Here is an 18,163-nt window from a genome sequence, read left to right on the forward strand (position 1 = left end):
ACCCCAGAATCGTCCATGAACACGCTCGCAGCCCCGCATGCCGAGTTGCCGCCGGCGTCCGCCGCGCACCGGCCCAAGCTCGACGCCAAGCCCGGCCCGCTCACGCTGATCACCTTCGTGGGCCTGCTGGCCGCCGGCCTGCTCTTCACGGCCTGGAGCCTGGTCGGCGACGTCACGGCCTCGGGTGCGCCGGTCACCACCTGGGTGCCCTACATCCTGCTGGGCGTGGCCTTGCTGATTGCACTGGGCTTCGAGTTCGTCAACGGCTTCCACGACACGGCCAACGCGGTGGCCACAGTGATCTACACGCACTCGCTGCCGCCCAACTTCGCGGTGGTGTGGTCGGGCTTCTTCAACTTCCTGGGCGTGCTGGTGTCCAGCGGTGCGGTGGCCTTCGGCATCATCGCGCTGCTGCCGGTGGAACTGATCCTGCAGGTGGGCTCGGGCGCGGGCTTCGCAATGGTGTTCGCGCTGCTGATCGCCGCCATCATCTGGAACCTGGGCACGTGGTGGCTGGGGCTGCCGGCTTCTTCGTCGCACACGCTGATCGGCTCGATCATCGGCGTGGGCGTGGCCAATGCGCTGATGCATGGCCGCGACGGCACCAGCGGTGTCGACTGGGCGCAGGCCACCAAGGTGGGCTACTCGCTGCTGCTGTCGCCGATGGTCGGCTTCGGCTGCGCCGCCCTTCTGCTGCTGGCGCTGCGCGCCTTCGTGAAGAACCGCGCACTGTATGAAGAGCCCAAGGGCAGCGAGCCGCCGCCGTGGTGGATCCGCGGCCTGCTGATCCTGACCTGCACGGGCGTGTCGTTCGCGCACGGCTCCAACGACGGCCAGAAGGGCATGGGACTGATCATGCTGATCCTCGTGGGCACGGTGCCGATGGCCTATGCGCTGAACCGCGCGATGCCCGCCAACGAGACCGTGAAGTTCGTGGCCGTGGCCGAGATGGCGCAGAACGCGCTGAGCCGCAGCGTGCCCGGTTCGCTGCCCGCCCAGCAGGCGGCGCCGCAACCCGCCGCTGCGCGCGAGACGCTTTCCACTTACGTGCGCACGCGCGAATTCAGTCCTGCCGTCGTGCCCGCGCTGGCCGCGACCGCGGGCAGCATCGGCGAGCAGGTGCGCAGGCACGGCTCGCTCGCAGCGGTGCCCGCCGAGGCCGTCGCCAACGTGCGCAACGACATGTACCTGGCCTCCGAAGCCATCCGCCACCTCGACAAGAGCGGCGCCGCCAAGTTCGACGGCGAGACGAAGCTGCGCGTGGGCGCGTTCCGCCAGGAACTCGACGATGCGACGCGCTTCATCCCGCTGTGGGTCAAGGTTGCGGTCGCCATCGCATTGGGGCTGGGCACGATGATCGGCTGGAAGCGCATCGTCGTCACGGTGGGCGAGAAGATCGGCAAGACGCACCTGAGCTACGCGCAAGGCGCCTCGGCCGAGGTGGTGGCGATGATCACCATCGGTGCGGCCGACATGTACGGGCTGCCTGTGTCGACCACGCACGTGCTGTCCTCCGGCGTGGCCGGCACCATGACGGCGAGCGGCTCGGGCCTGCAGATGTCCACGCTGCGCAACCTCGCACTGGCCTGGGTGCTCACGCTGCCGGTGGCGATGCTGCTGTCGGGGTCGCTCTACTGGCTGTTCACCCGCATTTTCTGACCACGCATCTTGTCGGCACTCCATGACCTCGCCGCCCAGTCCTATGGCGGCGACGAAGCCGGGCTGATCTCCGGCTATCTCTTCGACGCCTCGGCGCCAGAGCCCGCGCGGGCCATCGACTCGGCGCAGGCCGCCGCATGGCTGGCCGAAGAGCGCGACCGTGAATGCACCGAGGAAAACCCCGCGTACGTCTGGCTCCACTTCAACCTGAGCCACGCGCATGCGGAGCGCTGGCTGTTGCGGCACGCGAACCTGTCCGACACCTTCTACGAGACGCTGCACGAAGGCCTGCCTTCCACGCGCATCGAGCGCGACGACGACTCGCTGATCGCCGTCATCAACGACGTGCACTTCGAGTTCAGCTTCGAGCCTTCGGACATCTCCACGCTGTGGATCAGCGTGGGCCCGCGCCTCGTGGTCACCGCGCGCACCAAGCCGCTGCGCTCGGTCGACACGCTGCGCACGGCCGTGAAGGCGGGCGACGCGCCGCGCTCGAGCACCGAGCTGCTCGAGCACCTGCTGCGCGCGCAGGCCGATGTATTGGTGAAGATCGTGCGCGGCGTCACCTCGCGCATCGACCGCATCGAGGACGAACTGCTCGCCGGCCGCCTCGACCACAAGCGCGCGCGGCTGGGCGTGCTGCGCCGGCTGCTGGTGCGGCTGCAGCGGCTGCTGGCGCCCGAGCCGGCCGCCCTCTTCCGCCTGCTGCAGGGGCCTCCCGCGTGGATGGCCGAGCCCGACGCGCAGGCGCTGCGCGGCTCGACCGAGGAGTTCTCGGTGGTGCTGCGCGACATGCAGGCGCTGCAGGAGCGCATCAAGCTGCTGCAGGAAGAAATTGCCGCCAACGTCAACGAGGACAACAACCGCAGCCTGTTCGTGCTGACGGTGGTCACGGTGCTGGCGCTGCCGATCAACATCCTGGCGGGCCTGTTCGGCATGAACGTGGGCGGCATTCCGCTGGCGGACCACAAGCACGGCTTCTGGATCGTGGTGGCGATCGTCGCGAGCTTCACCGCGGTGGCGGCCTGGGCGGCTTTCCGCAAGAAGCGCTGAGCCCCGCGCCACGGCGCAGTAATGCTATTTATTTAGTAGCGTCTCGCGCAGCATCCATGCGCCCGCATCGATGTTCCAGACCCCCTAGAATGGCGGGGTGTCCTCCATCCTCAATGCCGATCTTCACTGCCACTCCGTGGTCTCCGACGGCACACTGACGCCCGAAGAACTGGCCGCGCGCGCAGCCGCCAACGGGGTCGAACTCTGGGCCCTCACCGACCACGACGAGGTCGGCGGCCAGCATCGCGCCGCCGCCGCGGCCCGTGCCAATGGCATGCGCTACCTCACCGGCACCGAGATCTCCGTGACCTTCGCGGGCGAAACGGTGCACATCGTCGGCCTGGGCTTCGATGCCGACGACGCGGCCATGTCGCAAGGCCTCTACGACACGCGCGGCGGCCGCGGCAAGCGCGCACAGGAAATGTCCGAGGGGCTGGCGAAGGTCGGCATCCACGGCGCGTACGAAGGTGCGCTCAAGTTCGTCGGCAACCCCGAACTCATTTCGCGCACGCACTTCGCGCGCTTCCTCGTCGAGAAGGGCCACTGCCGCGACACGCCCGAGGTGTTCCGCAAGTTCCTCACCGAAGGCAAGCCCGGCTACGTGCCGCATCGCTGGGCCACGCTGAAGGACGCGGTGCAATGGATCACCGGCGCCAGGGGCATGGCCGTGATCGCGCACCCGGGCCGCTACAAGTTCACGGCCAACGAGGAGTACGCGCTGTTCCTCGAATTCAAGGCGCACGGCGGCAAGGCGATCGAGGTCGTCACCGGCAGCCACACGCCGGCCGAGTTCGTCGAGTACGCCGACAAGGCGCTCGAGTTCGATTTCGCCGCCTCGCGCGGCAGCGATTTCCACAGCCCCGACGAGAGCCACTGCGACCTCGGCAAGCTGCCGCCGTTGCCCGGTGCGCTCACTCCTGTGTGGGAACTGCTCGGCGATCGCATCCAGCAGTGAGGCAGAGCTCCGGGCCCGGTATCGACAACGCGGCTACTGTTGCGCTGGCGAATGCACGCGTGGCGCAGCAGCGCAGCCGCAGCAAGGAATCGGAACGCATCCTCGCGGGCATCGGCATGGTGCTGGTCGCGAGCGCCTGCTTCGCCACGCTCGACACCGCCACCAAGTTCTCGACCGCCGGCGTGCCCATCTTGATGGCCGTCTGGTTTCGCTATGCCTTCCAGGCGGTGGCAACCACGGCGGTGCTGCTCCCGCTGCACGGCGCGGCGCTGCTGCGCACGCGGCACCCGCGCTACCAGGTGCTGCGCGGCGCATTGCTGCTGGTGTCGAGCACGCTGGCCTTCCTGAGCCTGCGCTACATGCCGCTGGCCGAGTTCACTTCGATCGTGCTGATCGCGCCGCTGGTGATCACGCTGCTGGCGGCCACCGTGCTCAAGGAGCAGGTCTCGCCGCTGCGCTGGATGCTGGTGGCGGGCGGCTTCATCGGCACGCTCGTCATCCTGCGCCCGGGCGGCGAGGCTTTTGGCTGGGCGGTCCTGCTGCCCATCGGGCTGGTGCTGACCAACGCGTGGTTCCAGGTGCTCACGAGCAAATTGGCGCAGACCGAGAACCCGCTCACCATGCACTTCTACACGGGCTGGGTCGGCACGCTGCTCGCGTCGCTTGCGCTGCCTTTCGTATGGGCCACGCTGCCTTCGTGGGAATGGTGGGCGCTGCTGTGCCTGATGGGCTTCATGGGCACGGTGGGCCACTTCATCCTGATCCTGGCTTACCAGCGCGCGCCGGCTTCCACGCTCACGCCGTACCTCTATGCCCAGATCGCCTTTGCCATGCTGGGCGGCTGGCTCGTTTTTTCACAGATGCCCGACCGCTATTCGCTCATCGGCATGGCGCTGATCGCAGTCTGCGGCGCGGCCGGTGCGTGGCTCACGGTGCGCGAGCGCCGCGTGCCGATCGAACCCACCGAATCCTGATCAGGAGATTGTTCTTTCATGGCCCAGTACTTCGAAGTCCACCCCGAGAACCCGCAGCAGCGGCTGCTGAAGCAGGCCGCCGCGCTGCTGGGGCGCGGCGAGATCGTGGCCGTGCCTACCGACTCCAGCTACGCGCTGGCCTGCCACCTCGACGACAAGGACGCGGTCGACCAGCTGCGCCGCATCCGCCAGGTCGACGAGAAGCACCACCTCACCCTGCTGTGCCGCGACCTCAGCGAGCTGGCCAACTACGCACGCGTCGACAACAAGCAGTACCGCCTGCTGAAGGCGGCCACGCCCGGCCCCTACACCTTCCTGCTCGAAGCGACCAAGGAAGTGCCGCGCCGCGTGAGCCATCCGCAGCGCAAGACCATCGGCCTGCGCGTGCCCGACCACAAGGTGCTGCTGGAGCTGCTTGCGCTGCACGGCGCGCCGCTGCTGGCCACCACGCTGATCGCACCGGGCGAGACCGAAGCGCTGAACGACGCGCAGACGATTCGAGAACGCTTCGAGAAGCAGATCGCTGCGGTCATCGATGCCGGCGCCTGCCCTTCGCAACCGACCACCGTGGTCGACCTCACGCCCATGGGCACGGGCGATGACCCGGTCGTGGTGCGGCAAGGGCGCGGCGCATTGGCCGTGCTCGGCCTCTGAAATCGGGCTGATAACCACTCCCATCTGACACAATCGCCCAGTGGATTCCAACCTGATACAGACCATCCTGATCTACGCGCTGCCGGTGATCTTCGCGATCACAGTGCACGAGGCGGCACACGGCTATGTAGCCCGCCATTTCGGCGACGACACGGCCGAGGTCATGGGACGCGTCACCCTCAACCCGATGAAGCACATCGATCCCATCGGGACCATCCTGATGCCGTTGATGCTGTACTTCGCAACCTCGGGCGCCTTCCTGTTCGGCTATGCCAAGCCGGTGCCTGTCAACTTCGGGCGGCTGCGCCACCCGAAGCGCGACATGATCTGGGTGGCGCTGGCGGGGCCCGTCTCCAATTTCATCCAGGCGATCCTGTGGGCCGTGCTGTTCATAGTGCTGGTCGCGGCCGGCTTCGACAGTAAACACTTTTTCATTCAGATGGCGCAAGGCGGCATCCTGGTCAACCTCGTGATGTGGGCCTTCAACCTGTTTCCGCTGCCCCCGCTCGACGGCGGGCGCGTGCTGGCGGGCCTGCTGCCCAGCGGGCAGGCCCAGATGTTCCTGGCGCGCATCGAGCCGTACGGCTTCTTCATCGTGATGGGCCTCGTCATCGCGGGCGTCGTCAGCACCTACTGGCTGCGCCCGCTGATGGACGTGGGCTACTTCGTCATCAACCTGCTCATCACGCCGCTCAAGGCATTGCTGCTCTAAGTCCTGTTCGTCCCATGGCCCCGTCCTCCAAAGCTCCCCTGCGCGTCCTGACCGGCATCACGCCCTCGGGCACGCCGCACCTCGGCAACTACGTCGGCTCGATCCGCCACTCGGTGCGGCAAAGCGTCGCGACTGGCGTGCAGAGCTTCTTCTTCCTGGCCGACTACCACGCACTCATCAAGGTGCAGGAGCCGGCGCTGATCCAGCGCTCCACCCTCGAGATCGCCGCCAGCTGGCTGGCCTGCGGGCTCGACCCCGAGCGCGTCACCTTCTACCGCCAGTCGGACATCGTCGAGATCCCCGAGCTGACCTGGTTCCTCACCTGCGTCACCGGCAAGGGCGTGCTCAACCGCGCGCACGCCTACAAGGCGCAGCTCGACAAGAACGTGGCCAAGGGCGAGGACCCCGACGCCGACGTGACGGCCGGCCTCTTCATGTACCCGGTGCTCATGGGCGCCGACATCCTGATGTTCAACGCCCACAAGGTGCCCGTGGGCCGCGACCAGGTACAGCACATCGAGATGGCGCGCGACATGGCGCAGCGCTTCAACCACCAGTACGGCGAACACTTCACGCTGCCCGAAGCCGAGATCGACGACGCCGTCGCCACCCTGCCCGGCCTCGACGGCCGCAAGATGAGCAAGAGCTACGGCAACACGATCCCCCTGTTCGCGCCGCGCGCGCAGCTGCAAAAGCAGATCGCCAGCATCGTGACCGACTCGCGCGCGCCCGGCGAGCCCAAGGACACCGAGGGCTCGGCCCTGTTCCAGATCTACCAGGCCTTTGCCAGCGCCGAGGAAACCGAGTCGCTTCGCAAGGCATATGCCGGCGGCATCGGCTGGGGCGACGCCAAGCAGCTGCTGTTCGAGCGCATCGACCAGGAAGTGGCACCGCTGCGCGCACGCTACGACGCGCTCATGAACGACCCGGCCCAAATCGAGCGCATCCTGCTCGCCGGCGCCGCGAAGGCGCAGGCCCTGTCGAAGCCCTTCATGGCCAGCCTGCGCCATGCGGTCGGCCTGCGCAATCTCGCGGCCGGCAAGGACTCCGGGCAAGCCCGGGCGGCCAAGGTCGCGAAGCCCAGCTTCAAGCAGTACCGTGAGAAGGCGGACGGGCTTTTCTATTTCAAGCTGTTGGATGCGCGCGGCGAAACCCTGCTGCAGAGCCGTGGATTCACGTCGCCGCAGGAAGCGGGCCGTACCATCGCGCTCTTGCAGGCGCAGCGCGGCCAGACGCTGACCACGCTGGCCGCGTTGGCCGGCCAGCTGGAACCCATCGGGACAGAAGAAACACGCGCCGTCACCGAGGCGCTTGAGGCACTGGCGGAGGCAACACCCACGACCAGCGGGAGTTGATCCGGCAAACCCATCGGCTTACCTGCCGGTGAGCAGGACGAGAGAAGACGGTGCGATCACAAAGGAAGAAAACATGAGCATTTATGTCATCGACGACCACCCCCTGATGCGCGACGCGATCGTGATGGTCTTGCGGCGCTTGCGCCCGGCCGAGAACATCGTCGAGCTCGAGCGCCTCGACAAGCTCGCAGGCTCTGTGCAGCAGCGTGGCGCGCCGACCCTCTTCTGCCTGGACCTGAAGCTCCCGGACACCAATGGCGTGTCGGGCGTGATCGCGGTCAAGCAGGTCTATCCGAACGTGCCGATCGCCGTGTATTCGGCGGCGCCGTCCGCGGACATGGAGGACGCCTGCATCGAGGCCGGCGCCGACACCTACATCGAGAAGTCGGCCAGCTCCAACGAGCTGGCGGCGGCCTTGCGCGGCCTGCTGATGGCAGGCTCGGAAGATGAAGCCGACGAGATGCCGGCCGCCAACAGCGGCAAGCTCTCGAAGCGCCAGACGCAGCTGATCGCCATGCTCGACAAGGGCATGAGCAACCGCGACATCGCCACTGACCTGGAGATCAGCGAGCACACGGTGAAGGTGCATCTGTGGCGCCTGTTCCGCAGGCTGGGCGTGAAGAGCCGTACGCAGGCGCTGCACTACGCGCGCACGAACGGTTTGTTGTCTGGTTGACCCCCAGGCTTCGCGCACTTCGTGTCGCTGCGCCAACCCCCTTGCAGGGGGCAACACCTGAGGCCCGGCGGAGCCGGTTCCTCGGTGTTTCTGGAAATGAAAAACCGCGCATCTGCGCGGTTTTTTTATGGGCGGCACAAGGGCGCTGGAGGACGATTGCTCAACCACCCGACGCACTCACCCGCGCCTGTGCCACCGCCTCGTCGGCGTCGTGCAGCGCCACCCGGAACACGCTGCCGCGGCCCAGGCGCGAACGCACGCTGACAGGGTGGCCCAGCACGTGCGACAGCCGCGCGACGATGGCCAGCCCGAGGCCGAAGCCGTCGGAGGTGCCGGCATGGTCTGCCACCTTGTAGAACTCCAGGAACACATCGCGCAGGTGCTCGGGCGCGATGCCGATGCCGGTGTCCCACACCTCCACGCGCAGGCCGTCGCGCGTCTGCCGCGCAGCCAGCAGCACGCCGCCTTCCGTCGTGTACTTGATCGCATTGGCCAGCAGGTTGCCGATCATGCGGCGCACGCGGATCGGGTCGGTCAGGAACGAGCCTTCGCACACGTGCACGCGGAAGTCCAGCCCGCGGCTCTCGGCTACCGGGCGGTATTGCAGTTCGAGGTCGTGCAGTAGCTCGGACATGTCGACCCGCTCGACGTGCAGGCGCACCTGGCCCGAATCGATGCGCGCCAGGTCGAACATCGAGTCGAACAACGCATTCACTGCGTGCGTGGCGCGCACGATCTTGGGCGCGAGCTCCAGCACCAGTTCAGGCTCGTTGCGCAGCCAATCCGCATACAACGAAAGTGCCAGTACCGGCTGGCGCATGTCGTGCGCAGCGCTGGCCAGGAAGCGGTTCTTCATGGCCACGGCCGATACCGCCGCTTGCCGCTGCTGGGTCAGCGACTTGATCAGGATATGGTTATGGAACAGCAGCTCCAGGCTGTTGCGCGCCGTCTCGTGGATGTGCCTCCCCGCCCGCAGCAGCAGGAACCAGTGCAGCACCGGCAGCACCGGCATCAGGTAGCCGAACTGGAACTGCGGATGCTGCAGCGTGATGGACACCAGCCGGATCAGCACCGCGCCCAGCATCGTGATGAACAGCGTGTTGACGTAGCGCTTGAGCAGCGGCGGATGCAGCGCCAGCCCGTTCAGTGGAAAGGTGCCCACGCCGGCCACGATGAGCCAGCTCATGAACTGGTTGACCTGCGGCGTGCGCTCGAAGAACAGCAGCACCGAGAGGCCCCACACCACCGCGCTGGTGCTCCAGACGAAGCCATAGCGTTCGGTGAACTGCTGCTGCGCCGCCGCACTGCGCCCGGCATAGCGCACCGCGTAGACCTGTGCGCCCCAGGCACGGCATGCAGTGGCGAGCAAGCCTGCCATCAGCCAGGTGAGCAGCTCCCAGCGGGGCACGTAGGCCCAGCTCAGGCCGACCATCGCCGGCATCAGCGCACCCGAAACGAAATACGAGCCCTTCGCAGAGCGCATGAGGCTGCGAATGAGTTCGCCGCGCACCCATGATTCGGCTTCGTCGGCCGAAGCCGGGGCGGGGGTCATGCTGGCGATAGACGCATTGGCCATAAGACCGGGGATCTTAACGGGCCGCCCGACATCGTTTCACCACGTAACCTTCGAAAACGGCACCCGCCAATCCGGCCCTTAAGCAGGAAGAGTTCATGCCCTTGCCGGTGGACGGGGTGGGCACGGGCACCCGGCTAACATGGCATCTGCTTGTGCAACCCGAACCCCATGCTGAACAACCTGACCCCCTTCCTCATCCACTGGGCCATCACCGCCCTCTCTCTGTGGGTGGCCAGCCACCTCTTTCGCGGGCTCAAGTTCGACAGCACCGGTGCGCTGGTGGTCTCGGCGCTGCTGCTGGGCCTGGCCAACGCGATCGTCAAGCCGCTGCTGATCGTGCTCACGCTGCCGCTGACGCTGGTGACCTTCGGCCTCTTCCTGCTGGTCATCAATGCGCTGATGATCCTGCTGGTGGCCGCGCTGGTGAAAGGCTTCCGGGTGTCGGGCTTCTGGACCGCGCTGTTCGCGAGCATCTTCATCTCGCTGCTGAGCATCTTCATCGGCTCGTTCGTCACGGGCAGCGACCCGGCCGAGAAGGTGCAGATGCCGCAGAGCGGCAACTGGCTCTGAGCGCCTTCGCGCTCAGGCGAAAGACATCGAGCGACGCGCCCTACTTGCCCCAGACGGCCTTGTACTTGTCGCGGTACCCGTTGTCCGGATCGAACACGTTCTTCGGCCCGCCGTCCTTGCCCACGTTGCCCACCGTCACGAGGTGCACCTTGGGCACGTAGCCCGACCACTTCTCCTTGGCGAAGGCGCGGTTCAGCTCATCGACGATCTGCCAGCCCTGCATGTTCAGCGGCTCCGGCACGGTGCCGGCCTGGAAGCGCTGCGTGCGGATGCGCTGGTACGCGGCCTCGGAGCCGTCGCCGGCCGACACGGCCTTCGGGTTGGCGTCGCCCTTCTTGCCGGCCGCCGTGAGCGACGGGCCCATGAAGTCGAAATACAGGTCGTTGATGGCCAGCGAGTGCGTCCACTTGTCGCCGAAGCGCTGCAGCAGCGAGGTGGTGAGCTGCGGCATGCGGGTGGAGCTTTCGGCAATCGGGCTGTCCTCGAAGCTCAGCACGGTGCAGCCGCCGCACTTCTTGATGACGGCCTCCATCGCCCGCGCCTTGTAGAGCGCAATCGCGTACTGCGAGTCGGTGAAGATCACCACGCCGGCCTTGCCGTTGGAGTCGGCCACCACCCACGAGGCGGCAACGTCGGCCACGTCGTCGGTCACAGTGGTCACGTTGGCGAACAGGCCCGCCTTGTCGTTCGGGCCGGGCTGCTCGCCCGAGTGCCAGCCGACCAGCGGAATGCCCGACTTGGCCGCGCCCGAGAACGCGGCCTTCTGCTCGGTGGTGTCGAAGCCGCCGACCACGATGCCCGCAGGCTTCACGGCCAGCGCCTGGTTGAGCGCGGCGGTGCGACCGCTCACAGTGCCCTGCCCGTCGATGACGCGCACCGTCCAGCCGATGGCGCGGGCCGCTTCTTCCACGCCCTTGCTGACGCCGACGATGCCGCCGTTCTTCATGTCGCCCGCGACGAAGACGATGGTCTTGCCGGCGGCGGCCTTCGGGCCGGCGGTGGGGCCGTCCCATTTCTCCTTGGTCATGGTCGCGACCTCGACCTTCTGTTTCGCCGCTGCGAGAAAGTCGTCGGCCATCGCCTTATGCGCCAGCGTGGCGGCGCACAGGGCCAGCACGGCGGCGGCCGTGCGCGCGAGAACACTCTTCTTCATGCTTTGTCTCCGGTGGTTGTGATGGGAACGGGCTGCGCGTGGTCGAGCTGGCGCTCGGCGATGCGCCGCTTGATCGAACGGTTGCGCCGCTGCTGCGCCCAACCCGCGATGCCGATGGACACCAGCAGCGTCAGGCCGTTGAACAGTGGCTCCACATAGAAGGCGCCGCCGAACTGCTGGATGCCCGAGATGCCGATGGCAAGAATGGCCACGCCGACCAGCGTGCCCCACACGTTCACGCGGCCCGGCCGGATGGTGGTGGAGCCGAGGAAGGCGCCGACCAGCGCCGGCAGCAGGAATTCGAGCCCCACGCTCGCCTGCCCGATCTGCAGCCGCGAGGCCAGCAGCACGCCCGCGAAGCCCGACAGCAGCCCCGAGGCGACGAACGCGCCCATCACATGCCTGCGCACCGAAATGCCGTTGAGCTGCGCCGCCTTCGGGTTCGCGCCGATCACGTACAGCGCGCGGCCCAGCGGCGTGAACTCGGTGACGATCCACAGCGTGACGCTCACCGCGAGCACATAGAACGCGCCCACCGGCAGCCCCAGCAGGCTGCCGCCCGCGATGCCCACGAAGCCGTCGGGCAGTTCGCCCACCACCTGCCGACCGCCGCTGTGCCACATGGCCACCGCGTAGATCACGGTGCCGGTGCCCAGCGTGGCGATGAACGAATCGATCTGCGCGAGCTCGACCAGCAGCCCGTTGAGCACGCCGAACAGCGCCGCGCACAGCAGCACGACGAGCACCGCCGCCGGCCACGGCAGGCCGAGCTGCGTCTGCAGGCTGATCGCGAGGATGTGCCACAGCACGATGCCGTAGCCCACCGTGAGGTCGATCTTGCCGGTGATCATCGGGATGGTCGCGGCCAGCGCCAGCAGCGCGATCACCGACTTGTCGGCCAGGATCGCGCGCAGGTTGAACAGCGTCGGGAAGGTGTCGGGCAGCAGCAGCGAGAACAGCAGCGCCAGCGCCACCATCAGCACCACCAGCCCGTAGACCGGCATCGCGCGGCCGATGCTCTGCGCGAGGGAGATGGCTTCGCCGTCGAGGGACTTGTCGGGCTCCAGCGCCGTGGACTTGATCGAACTGCTCATGCTGATATTTCCTCGCGCGTTGCCGCGCCTGCTGCCAATGCCAGGAGTCTTTCGACCGTGATCGCCTCGCCCGCGAGTTCGGCGGCGATCAGGCCGTCGCGGAACACGAGCACGCGCGTGCACACAGTCGCGATTTCCTCGAAGTCGGTGGAGACGACGACCAGCGCCGTGCCGGCCTCTGCGCGCTCGCGCAGCACGCCGTAGATCTGCCGCTTGGCGCCGACGTCCACGCCGGCAGTCGGCTCCTCGAGCACCACCAGCGGCTTGTCGAGATGGAACCAGCGCGCCAGCACCACCTTCTGCTGGTTGCCGCCGGAGAGCTGCTGCACTTCGGCCGAAGGCGCGGGCGGGTTGATGTCGAAGCGCGCGATGAGCGAGAGCGCGTGGCCGTTCTCGCGGCGCGGGCGGTCGAAGGCCAGGCCGCGGTCGCCGTGCAACGCGGCGTTGGGGAAGAGGTTCTCGAGCACGGTCATCGAGCCGGCGAGGTTCTCCTCGAGCCGTTCGCCCGCAACGTAGGCCACGCCCGCTCGAATGGCGTCCGCCGGGCAGGTGAAATCGCATGCATTGCCGAGCAGCTGCATGCGGCCGGCCGACAGCGGCTCGCGGCCGAAGATCGCGCGGCTGATGGCCTCGTGGCCCGCACCTCGCAGGCCGACGAGGCCCAGCACCTCGCCGCGGTGCACCGCGAGGCTCAATGGTCCGGCGTTGCCGCTGGCCGCGCCATCGAGCTGCAGCACGGGCTCGCGCCGCGCCGGAGCCTTCGCCTTCTGCACCGAAGCCGACAGCGCCTTGCCGACGATCAGCCCGACAAGCTCGCCCTCGTTCGTCTGCGCCGTGGTCTTCACGGCCACCAGCTTGCCGTCGCGCATCACGGCCGCGCGGTCTGAAATCGCCATCACCTCGTCGAGCCTGTGCGACACGTACAGCATCGCCATGCCCTGGCGGCGCAGTTCGCGCAGCACGCCGAACATGCGCTCCACGTCGCTCATCGGCAGGCTGGCCGAGGGCTCGTCGAGCACCAGCAGCCGCGCCTTCACCTCGAGCGCGCGCCCGATGGCGAGCAGCGATTTCTCGGCGCGCGTGAGCGAGAACACACGGCGGCCGGGGTCGATGTCGCAACCCACGCGCGCCATCACGCGGCGCGCCGTGTCGTTCGCGGCGGACCAGTCGATGAGCCCGAAGCGGCGCGGATAGCCGGTGCCCAGGCCCACGTTCTCGGCGACCGTCATCCATTCGACGAGGCCCAGGTCCTGGTGGATGAAGGCGACCGGCTGCTCGCGCCGGTCGCTGCGCCGCCAGTCGGCCTGCGGCTTGCCGTCGAAAAGAATCTCGCCCTGGTCGGCGGGATAGATGCCGGCGAGCAGCTTGATGAGCGTCGACTTGCCCGCGCCGTTCTCGCCGAGCAGCGCGATGATTTCTCCGGCGCGCACGTCGAGCGTGACGCTGTCGACGGCCTGCGTGCCGCCGAAGCGCTTGCTGATCGACTGGAACTGCAGCAGTGGAGAGGCGGTGCTCATGCGCCGGCCGCCCCGCGGGTGTTCAGGCGGATGCGGTAGAGCGAGGTCGAGGCGCACACGTACAGCTCGTCGCCGTCGCTGCCGCCGAAGGTCAGGTTGCCCACCTTCTCCGGCACCGCGATGCGCGCCATGCGCGTGCCGTCGGGGTGGTAGACCTGCACGCTGTCGGCGCTGCTCGTGTAGACGAAGCCGTGCACGTCGACGCGAAAGCCATCCGCGAGCCCCGGCGCCACGACCGCGAACACGCGCGGGTTGCCGAGGTCCTGCCCGCCGATCACGTCGAAGGCGACGATGTGGTGATGCCCCGAGCCGTCGGTGCGCAACGCGGCCGACGTGTCGCTCACGTAGAGCAGGCTTTCGTCGGGCGAGAAGGCCAGGCCGTTGGGCTCCTCGACGAAGTCGCTCACCGAGCGCAGCGCGCCGCTCGCGGGATCGAAGCGGAACACATGGTTTCGGCCCAGCTCGCTTTGTGCCTTGTGCCCTTCATGGTCGGACACGATGCCGTACGGCGGATCGGTGAACCAGATGCTGCCGTCGCGCTTCACGACGATGTCGTTGGGCGAGTTGAGGCGGCGGCCCTGGTAACGGTCGACCACCACCTCGTCGTCCTGCGGCAGCAGCCCCGAGCCGAAGCGCGTGCGCACGATGGCGCGCCGGCCGTGCGAGCAGTGCAGCAGGGCGCCATCGGCTTCGCGCGTGTGGCCGTTGGTGAACTCCACGCCCTCGCGCCACACGCTCATGCCGGCCTCGGCATGCCAGCGCAGCATGCGGTTGTTGGGGATGTCGCTCCACAGCACCGCGCCGTCTTCGCGCATCCACACCGGGCCTTCGCTCCAGGCAGCGCCGGTGCACAGGCGCTCGAGCGGGCCGGCATCGCGGGCAACGGAGGCAAAACGGGAGTCGAAGACTTCGATGGTCATGGCCACAGCGCTGGTTTCCCTGAACTTGGGGCTCGCAGTGTGGCACTCAAAAAGATACCGGTAACTTAGGCTTTTCCCGTATGCCTGTTGCGCCTTTTTCACTCTTGGAAAATCCTGATTCGCCGTATTCTTTTGTGCATCGATTTCTGCACGTCATTGGTTATCGGTATCTGATTACACGTCGCTCTTGCGTCGCATATCCTCGAACCCGCATTTCCGAGAGAGAAAGAAGCCCCTTGCCTCCAAACAAAGCCACCGCCGCCCCCCTCGCCCGTCCTGCGACGATGGCCGACGTGGCCGCGCGCGTCGGCGTGTCGAAGATGACGGTGTCGCGCGCGCTCAACCGGGGCGCGAGCAGCGACCGCGTGACCTCCGAGGCGCTGCGCCAGCGCATCCTGCAGGCCTGCGAGGAAATGGGCTACGTCATCGACCAGACGGCGCGCACCTTCTCCAGCAAGCGCTCGGGCTTCATCGCGGTGCTGATCCCCTCGCTCAACAACTCCAACTTTTCGGAAACCGCACAGGGCATCACCGCGGCCGTGGAAGCGCGCGGCCTCCAGGTGCTGCTGGGCTACACCGATTACCGCGTGGAAACCGAAGAGCGCCTGCTGCGCGCCATGCTCGCGCGCCGGCCCGAGGGCGTGATCCTCACGGGCGGCTCGCACACGCCCGCCGCACGCGCGATGCTGCAGGCGGCCGGCGTGCCGGTGGTCGAGACCTGGGACCTGCCCGCCACGCCGATCGAGCACACGGTCGGCTTCTCGAACGCGGAGGCAGCGGCCTCGATGGTGCGGCATCTGCACAGCAAGGGCTACCGGCGCATCGCCTTCATCGGCGGCACCTCGAACCGCGACACGCGTGGCGCCGACCGGCAGCGTGGCTACGCGCAGGCGATCCGCGAACTGGGTCTGCCCGACGGCCACGTCATCAGCTTCGGCCAGCCGCCCATTTCGATGGCACAAGGCGGCGAGGCGGTGGCGCAGCTGATCCGGCAGTGGCCCGACGTGGATGCCGTGATCTGCGTGTCCGACCTCTCGGCCTTCGGTGCACTCATGGAATGCCAGCGCCGCGGCTGGGACGTGCCGGGCCGCATCGCGATCGCGGGCTTCGGCGATTTCGAGGTGGCGCGCGCCTGCCATCCGCGCATCACCACCGTGGCGGTGGATTGCGTGGGCATCGGCAAGGCGGCCGGCGAGCTGCTGCTGCGCGTGATCGACGGTGCGCGCGAAGGGCATCGGCCGCCTGCGGAGACGGTGCTGATTCCGTTCCACATCGAGCAGCGGGAGAGTTCGTAGGCCCAGCGCTCTCGCAGCGCGCAGACCTGTACCAGGTCCATCACTTCCCTCGCGAATTCGACCGACCGGTCTTCTAGCCGTTCAGTACGAGAGACCCCTCCGGATATCGCCCGCACATGAATTCGACAAACGCGCGGACCTTCGGCGCGGGAAGCCGTCGCGATGTATGCAGGACCCAGAGCGCGACCTCCACGCCCGAAACCGTGCCCCACTGAACCAGATCTCCGCGAGTCAGTTGGTTCCACGCGATGGACTGCGGCATCAGGGCGGCGCCCGCACCCGCAATCGCAGCGTCGCGAATCATCAGGAACGAGGAAAGTCTCAGCCTCGGGATCGGCTCCAGGACAAGGCGTCCGTCGTCGAGCGTCCAATTCGTGGGTTGAAAGCTTGTTGAAACGACGCTGGGAACAGGGCTGACCTTGCCTTTGCCTGGCTTGGGCATGGGCACGGATGGCGCGGCCACGACCACCAGCCGGTCCTTCGCGAAGCACCGACCTACGAGGCTGCTGTCAGGGCTTGGATTGATCCGGATCGCGGCGTCGAACTGCTCCTCGACGAGGTCGACCAGGCGATCGTCCGCCACCACCTCGCACGTGACGTCGGGGTAAGCCGCGCAGAACTCGGCGGAAATGCGCCCCATCGCAAGCTGGGAGAACAGCACCGGCGAAGCAACGCGCAGGCGTCCGCGCGGTATCGACAAGCCCTCGCGAGCGGACGTCATGGCGTCGGCCACCTCGTGCATCGGCCCTTCGGTGCGATCCATCAGCATCTGGCCGGCTTCCGTGAGCTTGAGCCCGCGGGCGCTGCGCTCGATGAGCCGCACACCGAGCTGCTCTTCCAGGTCCGCGATGCGCCGGGACAGGGTGGCCTTCGATCTTCCGCTCGCACGGCTTGCCTTTCCGAGGCCTCCATTCGCTGCGACGAGTGCGAAGTCGGTCAATGCGTTCAGGTCCATGTGTTCCGAATTTGAGACGAGGTGTCTTCATTTTCGCGTCTTCGTTTTGCCGATGCAACGGCCTATCTTCTCCTCATCGCAACTTCGAGATGAGGAAATTGAAATGACCACCACCACGCAACGCGCTGTGCTGATCCGGGCCTATGGCGGTGCTGCCGCTGCCGAGATCGCCGAGATCGCGCGGCCCGCAGCCGGACCGGGCCAGGTCCTGGTCCGCGTTCGAGCCGCCGGCGTGAACGGCATCGACTGGAAGGTTCGTGAAGGCTTCGTCCGGGAGGCATTCCCGCTTCAGCTGCCCGCCGTGCTGGGTATCGAACTCGCGGGCGCCGTCGAGGCGCTCGGCCCGGGCACCTCGCGCTTTCGCGTGGGCGATCGCGTCATGGGGCCATTGGGCGGCCTCGGTGCCTATACCGATGTCGTGGCCGTCGACGAGGCGAACCTGGTGCGCACGCCCCAAGGCATGGATGACATCCATGCGGCCGCCGTCCCGGTAGCGGCCGTGGCAGCCTGGCAAAGCCTGCACCACGCGGGCCCGATCGCCGCAGGCCAGCGGATCCTGATCCACGGTGCGGCGGGCGGGCTGGGCGGCTATGCCGTGCAGTACGCCAAGCAGGCAGGCGCCGAAGTCTTCGCAACGGCGTCGACCGCACACGTCGAATATGTGCGCAGCCTGGGCGCGGACCACGTCATCGACTACCGGACCCAACGCTTCGAGTCGATCGCTCGGGACATCGATCTGGTGCTCGACTATGTCGGCGGCGAAGTGCTCGATCGCTCGTGGCAGGTGCTGACGAAGGACGGCGCGATCGTCGGCACGACCTCGCCCGACATCCTTGCACGCACGCCTCCTGGCCGCCGCGGACTGTGGTTCATGAACAAGCCGGACACCGCCCTCCTGGAGCGGCTGGGGGCGGAAATCGCCCAAGGCACGCTGATCTCGAAGCTCGGCGAAGTCGTGGGCTTCGACGACATCCCCGCGGCCATCGAACGCAATCGCACAGACCCTCGCATCGGCAAGGTCGTCGCGGACTTTTCACTTTGATTT

Annotated in this window: 17 protein-coding genes; 11 read left to right on the top strand and 6 right to left on the bottom strand. The window is 67.4% G+C overall.

Going from position 1 to position 18,163, the window contains the following annotated elements; genetic code table 11:
* Positions 1-15 precede the first annotated feature (15 nt).
* The 8 genes from ACEOAB_RS21215 (at position 16) to ACEOAB_RS21250 (ending at position 8,038) form a co-directional block, all read left to right on the top strand.
* Positions 16-1,659: an inorganic phosphate transporter gene (locus ACEOAB_RS21215; RefSeq protein ID WP_413750736.1), complete on the top strand. Its 1,644-nt coding sequence runs from the start codon at positions 16-18 to the stop codon at positions 1,657-1,659.
* Positions 1,660-1,668: 9 nt separating this feature from the next.
* Complete coding sequence (locus ACEOAB_RS21220) at positions 1,669-2,712, top strand: transporter (protein ID WP_495653102.1); 1,044 nt, start codon at positions 1,669-1,671, stop codon at positions 2,710-2,712.
* A 97-nt stretch (positions 2,713-2,809) separates the two neighbouring features.
* A complete protein-coding gene (locus ACEOAB_RS21225) occupies positions 2,810-3,667 on the top strand; it encodes a 3',5'-nucleoside bisphosphate phosphatase (protein ID WP_413748245.1) in 858 nt (285 codons plus the stop codon).
* Positions 3,664-4,641, top strand: a complete 978-nt coding sequence (locus ACEOAB_RS21230; protein ID WP_413748246.1) for a DMT family transporter — start codon at positions 3,664-3,666, stop codon at positions 4,639-4,641. Before ACEOAB_RS21225 ends, ACEOAB_RS21230 begins: the two co-directional genes overlap by 4 nt.
* An 18-nt stretch (positions 4,642-4,659) precedes the next feature.
* The gene (locus ACEOAB_RS21235) at positions 4,660-5,295 is read left to right on the top strand and encodes an L-threonylcarbamoyladenylate synthase (RefSeq protein ID WP_056593646.1); all 636 of its coding nucleotides are present in this window, start codon (positions 4,660-4,662) and stop codon (positions 5,293-5,295) included.
* 40 nt (positions 5,296-5,335) lie between these two features.
* Complete coding sequence (locus tag ACEOAB_RS21240; RefSeq protein WP_056593650.1) at positions 5,336-6,007, top strand: site-2 protease family protein; 672 nt, start codon at positions 5,336-5,338, stop codon at positions 6,005-6,007.
* Positions 6,008-6,021: 14 nt separating this feature from the next.
* Complete coding sequence (locus ACEOAB_RS21245) at positions 6,022-7,362, top strand: tryptophan--tRNA ligase (protein ID WP_413748247.1); 1,341 nt, start codon at positions 6,022-6,024, stop codon at positions 7,360-7,362.
* A gap of 73 nt (positions 7,363-7,435) precedes the next feature.
* Positions 7,436-8,038 carry a LuxR C-terminal-related transcriptional regulator gene (locus ACEOAB_RS21250; RefSeq protein WP_007837193.1) on the top strand — a complete coding sequence of 201 codons (603 nt, stop codon included), beginning with the start codon at positions 7,436-7,438 and terminating at the stop codon, positions 8,036-8,038.
* A gap of 160 nt (positions 8,039-8,198) precedes the next feature.
* On the opposite strand, the gene shkS is transcribed toward ACEOAB_RS21250, so the two are convergent.
* Positions 8,199-9,614, bottom strand: a complete 1,416-nt coding sequence (shkS, locus tag ACEOAB_RS21255; RefSeq protein ID WP_413748248.1) for a surface-behavior sensor histidine kinase ShkS — start codon at positions 9,612-9,614, stop codon at positions 8,199-8,201.
* Between the two features lie 168 nt (positions 9,615-9,782).
* On the opposite strand from shkS, the gene ACEOAB_RS21260 reads away from it, so the two are divergent.
* Positions 9,783-10,184, top strand: a complete 402-nt coding sequence (locus tag ACEOAB_RS21260; RefSeq protein WP_056593660.1) for a phage holin family protein — start codon at positions 9,783-9,785, stop codon at positions 10,182-10,184.
* A gap of 40 nt (positions 10,185-10,224) precedes the next feature.
* Here ACEOAB_RS21260 and ACEOAB_RS21265 read toward each other — a convergent pair whose 3' ends face one another.
* Genes ACEOAB_RS21265 through ACEOAB_RS21280 form a run of 4 tightly spaced genes read right to left on the bottom strand, consistent with a single transcriptional unit; the run spans position 10,225 to position 14,868 of the window.
* Positions 10,225-11,337, bottom strand: a complete 1,113-nt coding sequence (locus ACEOAB_RS21265; RefSeq protein WP_413748249.1) for an ABC transporter substrate-binding protein — start codon at positions 11,335-11,337, stop codon at positions 10,225-10,227.
* Positions 11,334-12,431 (bottom strand): ABC transporter permease, encoded by a 1,098-nt coding sequence (locus ACEOAB_RS21270; RefSeq protein ID WP_413748250.1) that lies wholly within the window; start codon positions 12,429-12,431, stop codon positions 11,334-11,336. Before ACEOAB_RS21270 ends, ACEOAB_RS21265 begins: the two co-directional genes overlap by 4 nt.
* Positions 12,428-13,948, bottom strand: coding sequence for a sugar ABC transporter ATP-binding protein (locus tag ACEOAB_RS21275; protein ID WP_413748251.1), 1,521 nt, complete (start codon positions 13,946-13,948; stop codon positions 12,428-12,430). Before ACEOAB_RS21275 ends, ACEOAB_RS21270 begins: the two co-directional genes overlap by 4 nt.
* On the bottom strand, positions 13,945-14,868 hold the full coding sequence (locus ACEOAB_RS21280; RefSeq protein ID WP_413748252.1) for an SMP-30/gluconolactonase/LRE family protein: 924 nt from the start codon (positions 14,866-14,868) through the stop codon (positions 13,945-13,947). Before ACEOAB_RS21280 ends, ACEOAB_RS21275 begins: the two co-directional genes overlap by 4 nt.
* Positions 14,869-15,152: 284 nt before the next feature.
* Between ACEOAB_RS21280 and ACEOAB_RS21285 the strand changes: the two genes are divergently transcribed.
* Positions 15,153-16,163 carry a LacI family DNA-binding transcriptional regulator gene (locus ACEOAB_RS21285; RefSeq protein ID WP_056593673.1) on the top strand — a complete coding sequence of 337 codons (1,011 nt, stop codon included), beginning with the start codon at positions 15,153-15,155 and terminating at the stop codon, positions 16,161-16,163.
* A gap of 73 nt (positions 16,164-16,236) precedes the next feature.
* Here the strand turns inward: ACEOAB_RS21285 and ACEOAB_RS21290 are convergent, their stop codons facing one another.
* Complete coding sequence (locus ACEOAB_RS21290) at positions 16,237-17,118, bottom strand: LysR family transcriptional regulator (RefSeq protein ID WP_413748253.1); 882 nt, start codon at positions 17,116-17,118, stop codon at positions 16,237-16,239.
* A 103-nt stretch (positions 17,119-17,221) separates the two neighbouring features.
* On the opposite strand from ACEOAB_RS21290, the gene ACEOAB_RS21295 reads away from it, so the two are divergent.
* Entirely contained in the window at positions 17,222-18,160 is a 939-nt protein-coding gene (locus ACEOAB_RS21295; protein ID WP_413748254.1) for an NADP-dependent oxidoreductase, read from the top strand.
* Positions 18,161-18,163: the final 3 nt, after the last annotated feature.

This window comes from Variovorax sp. Varisp53, from assembly GCF_059491555.1.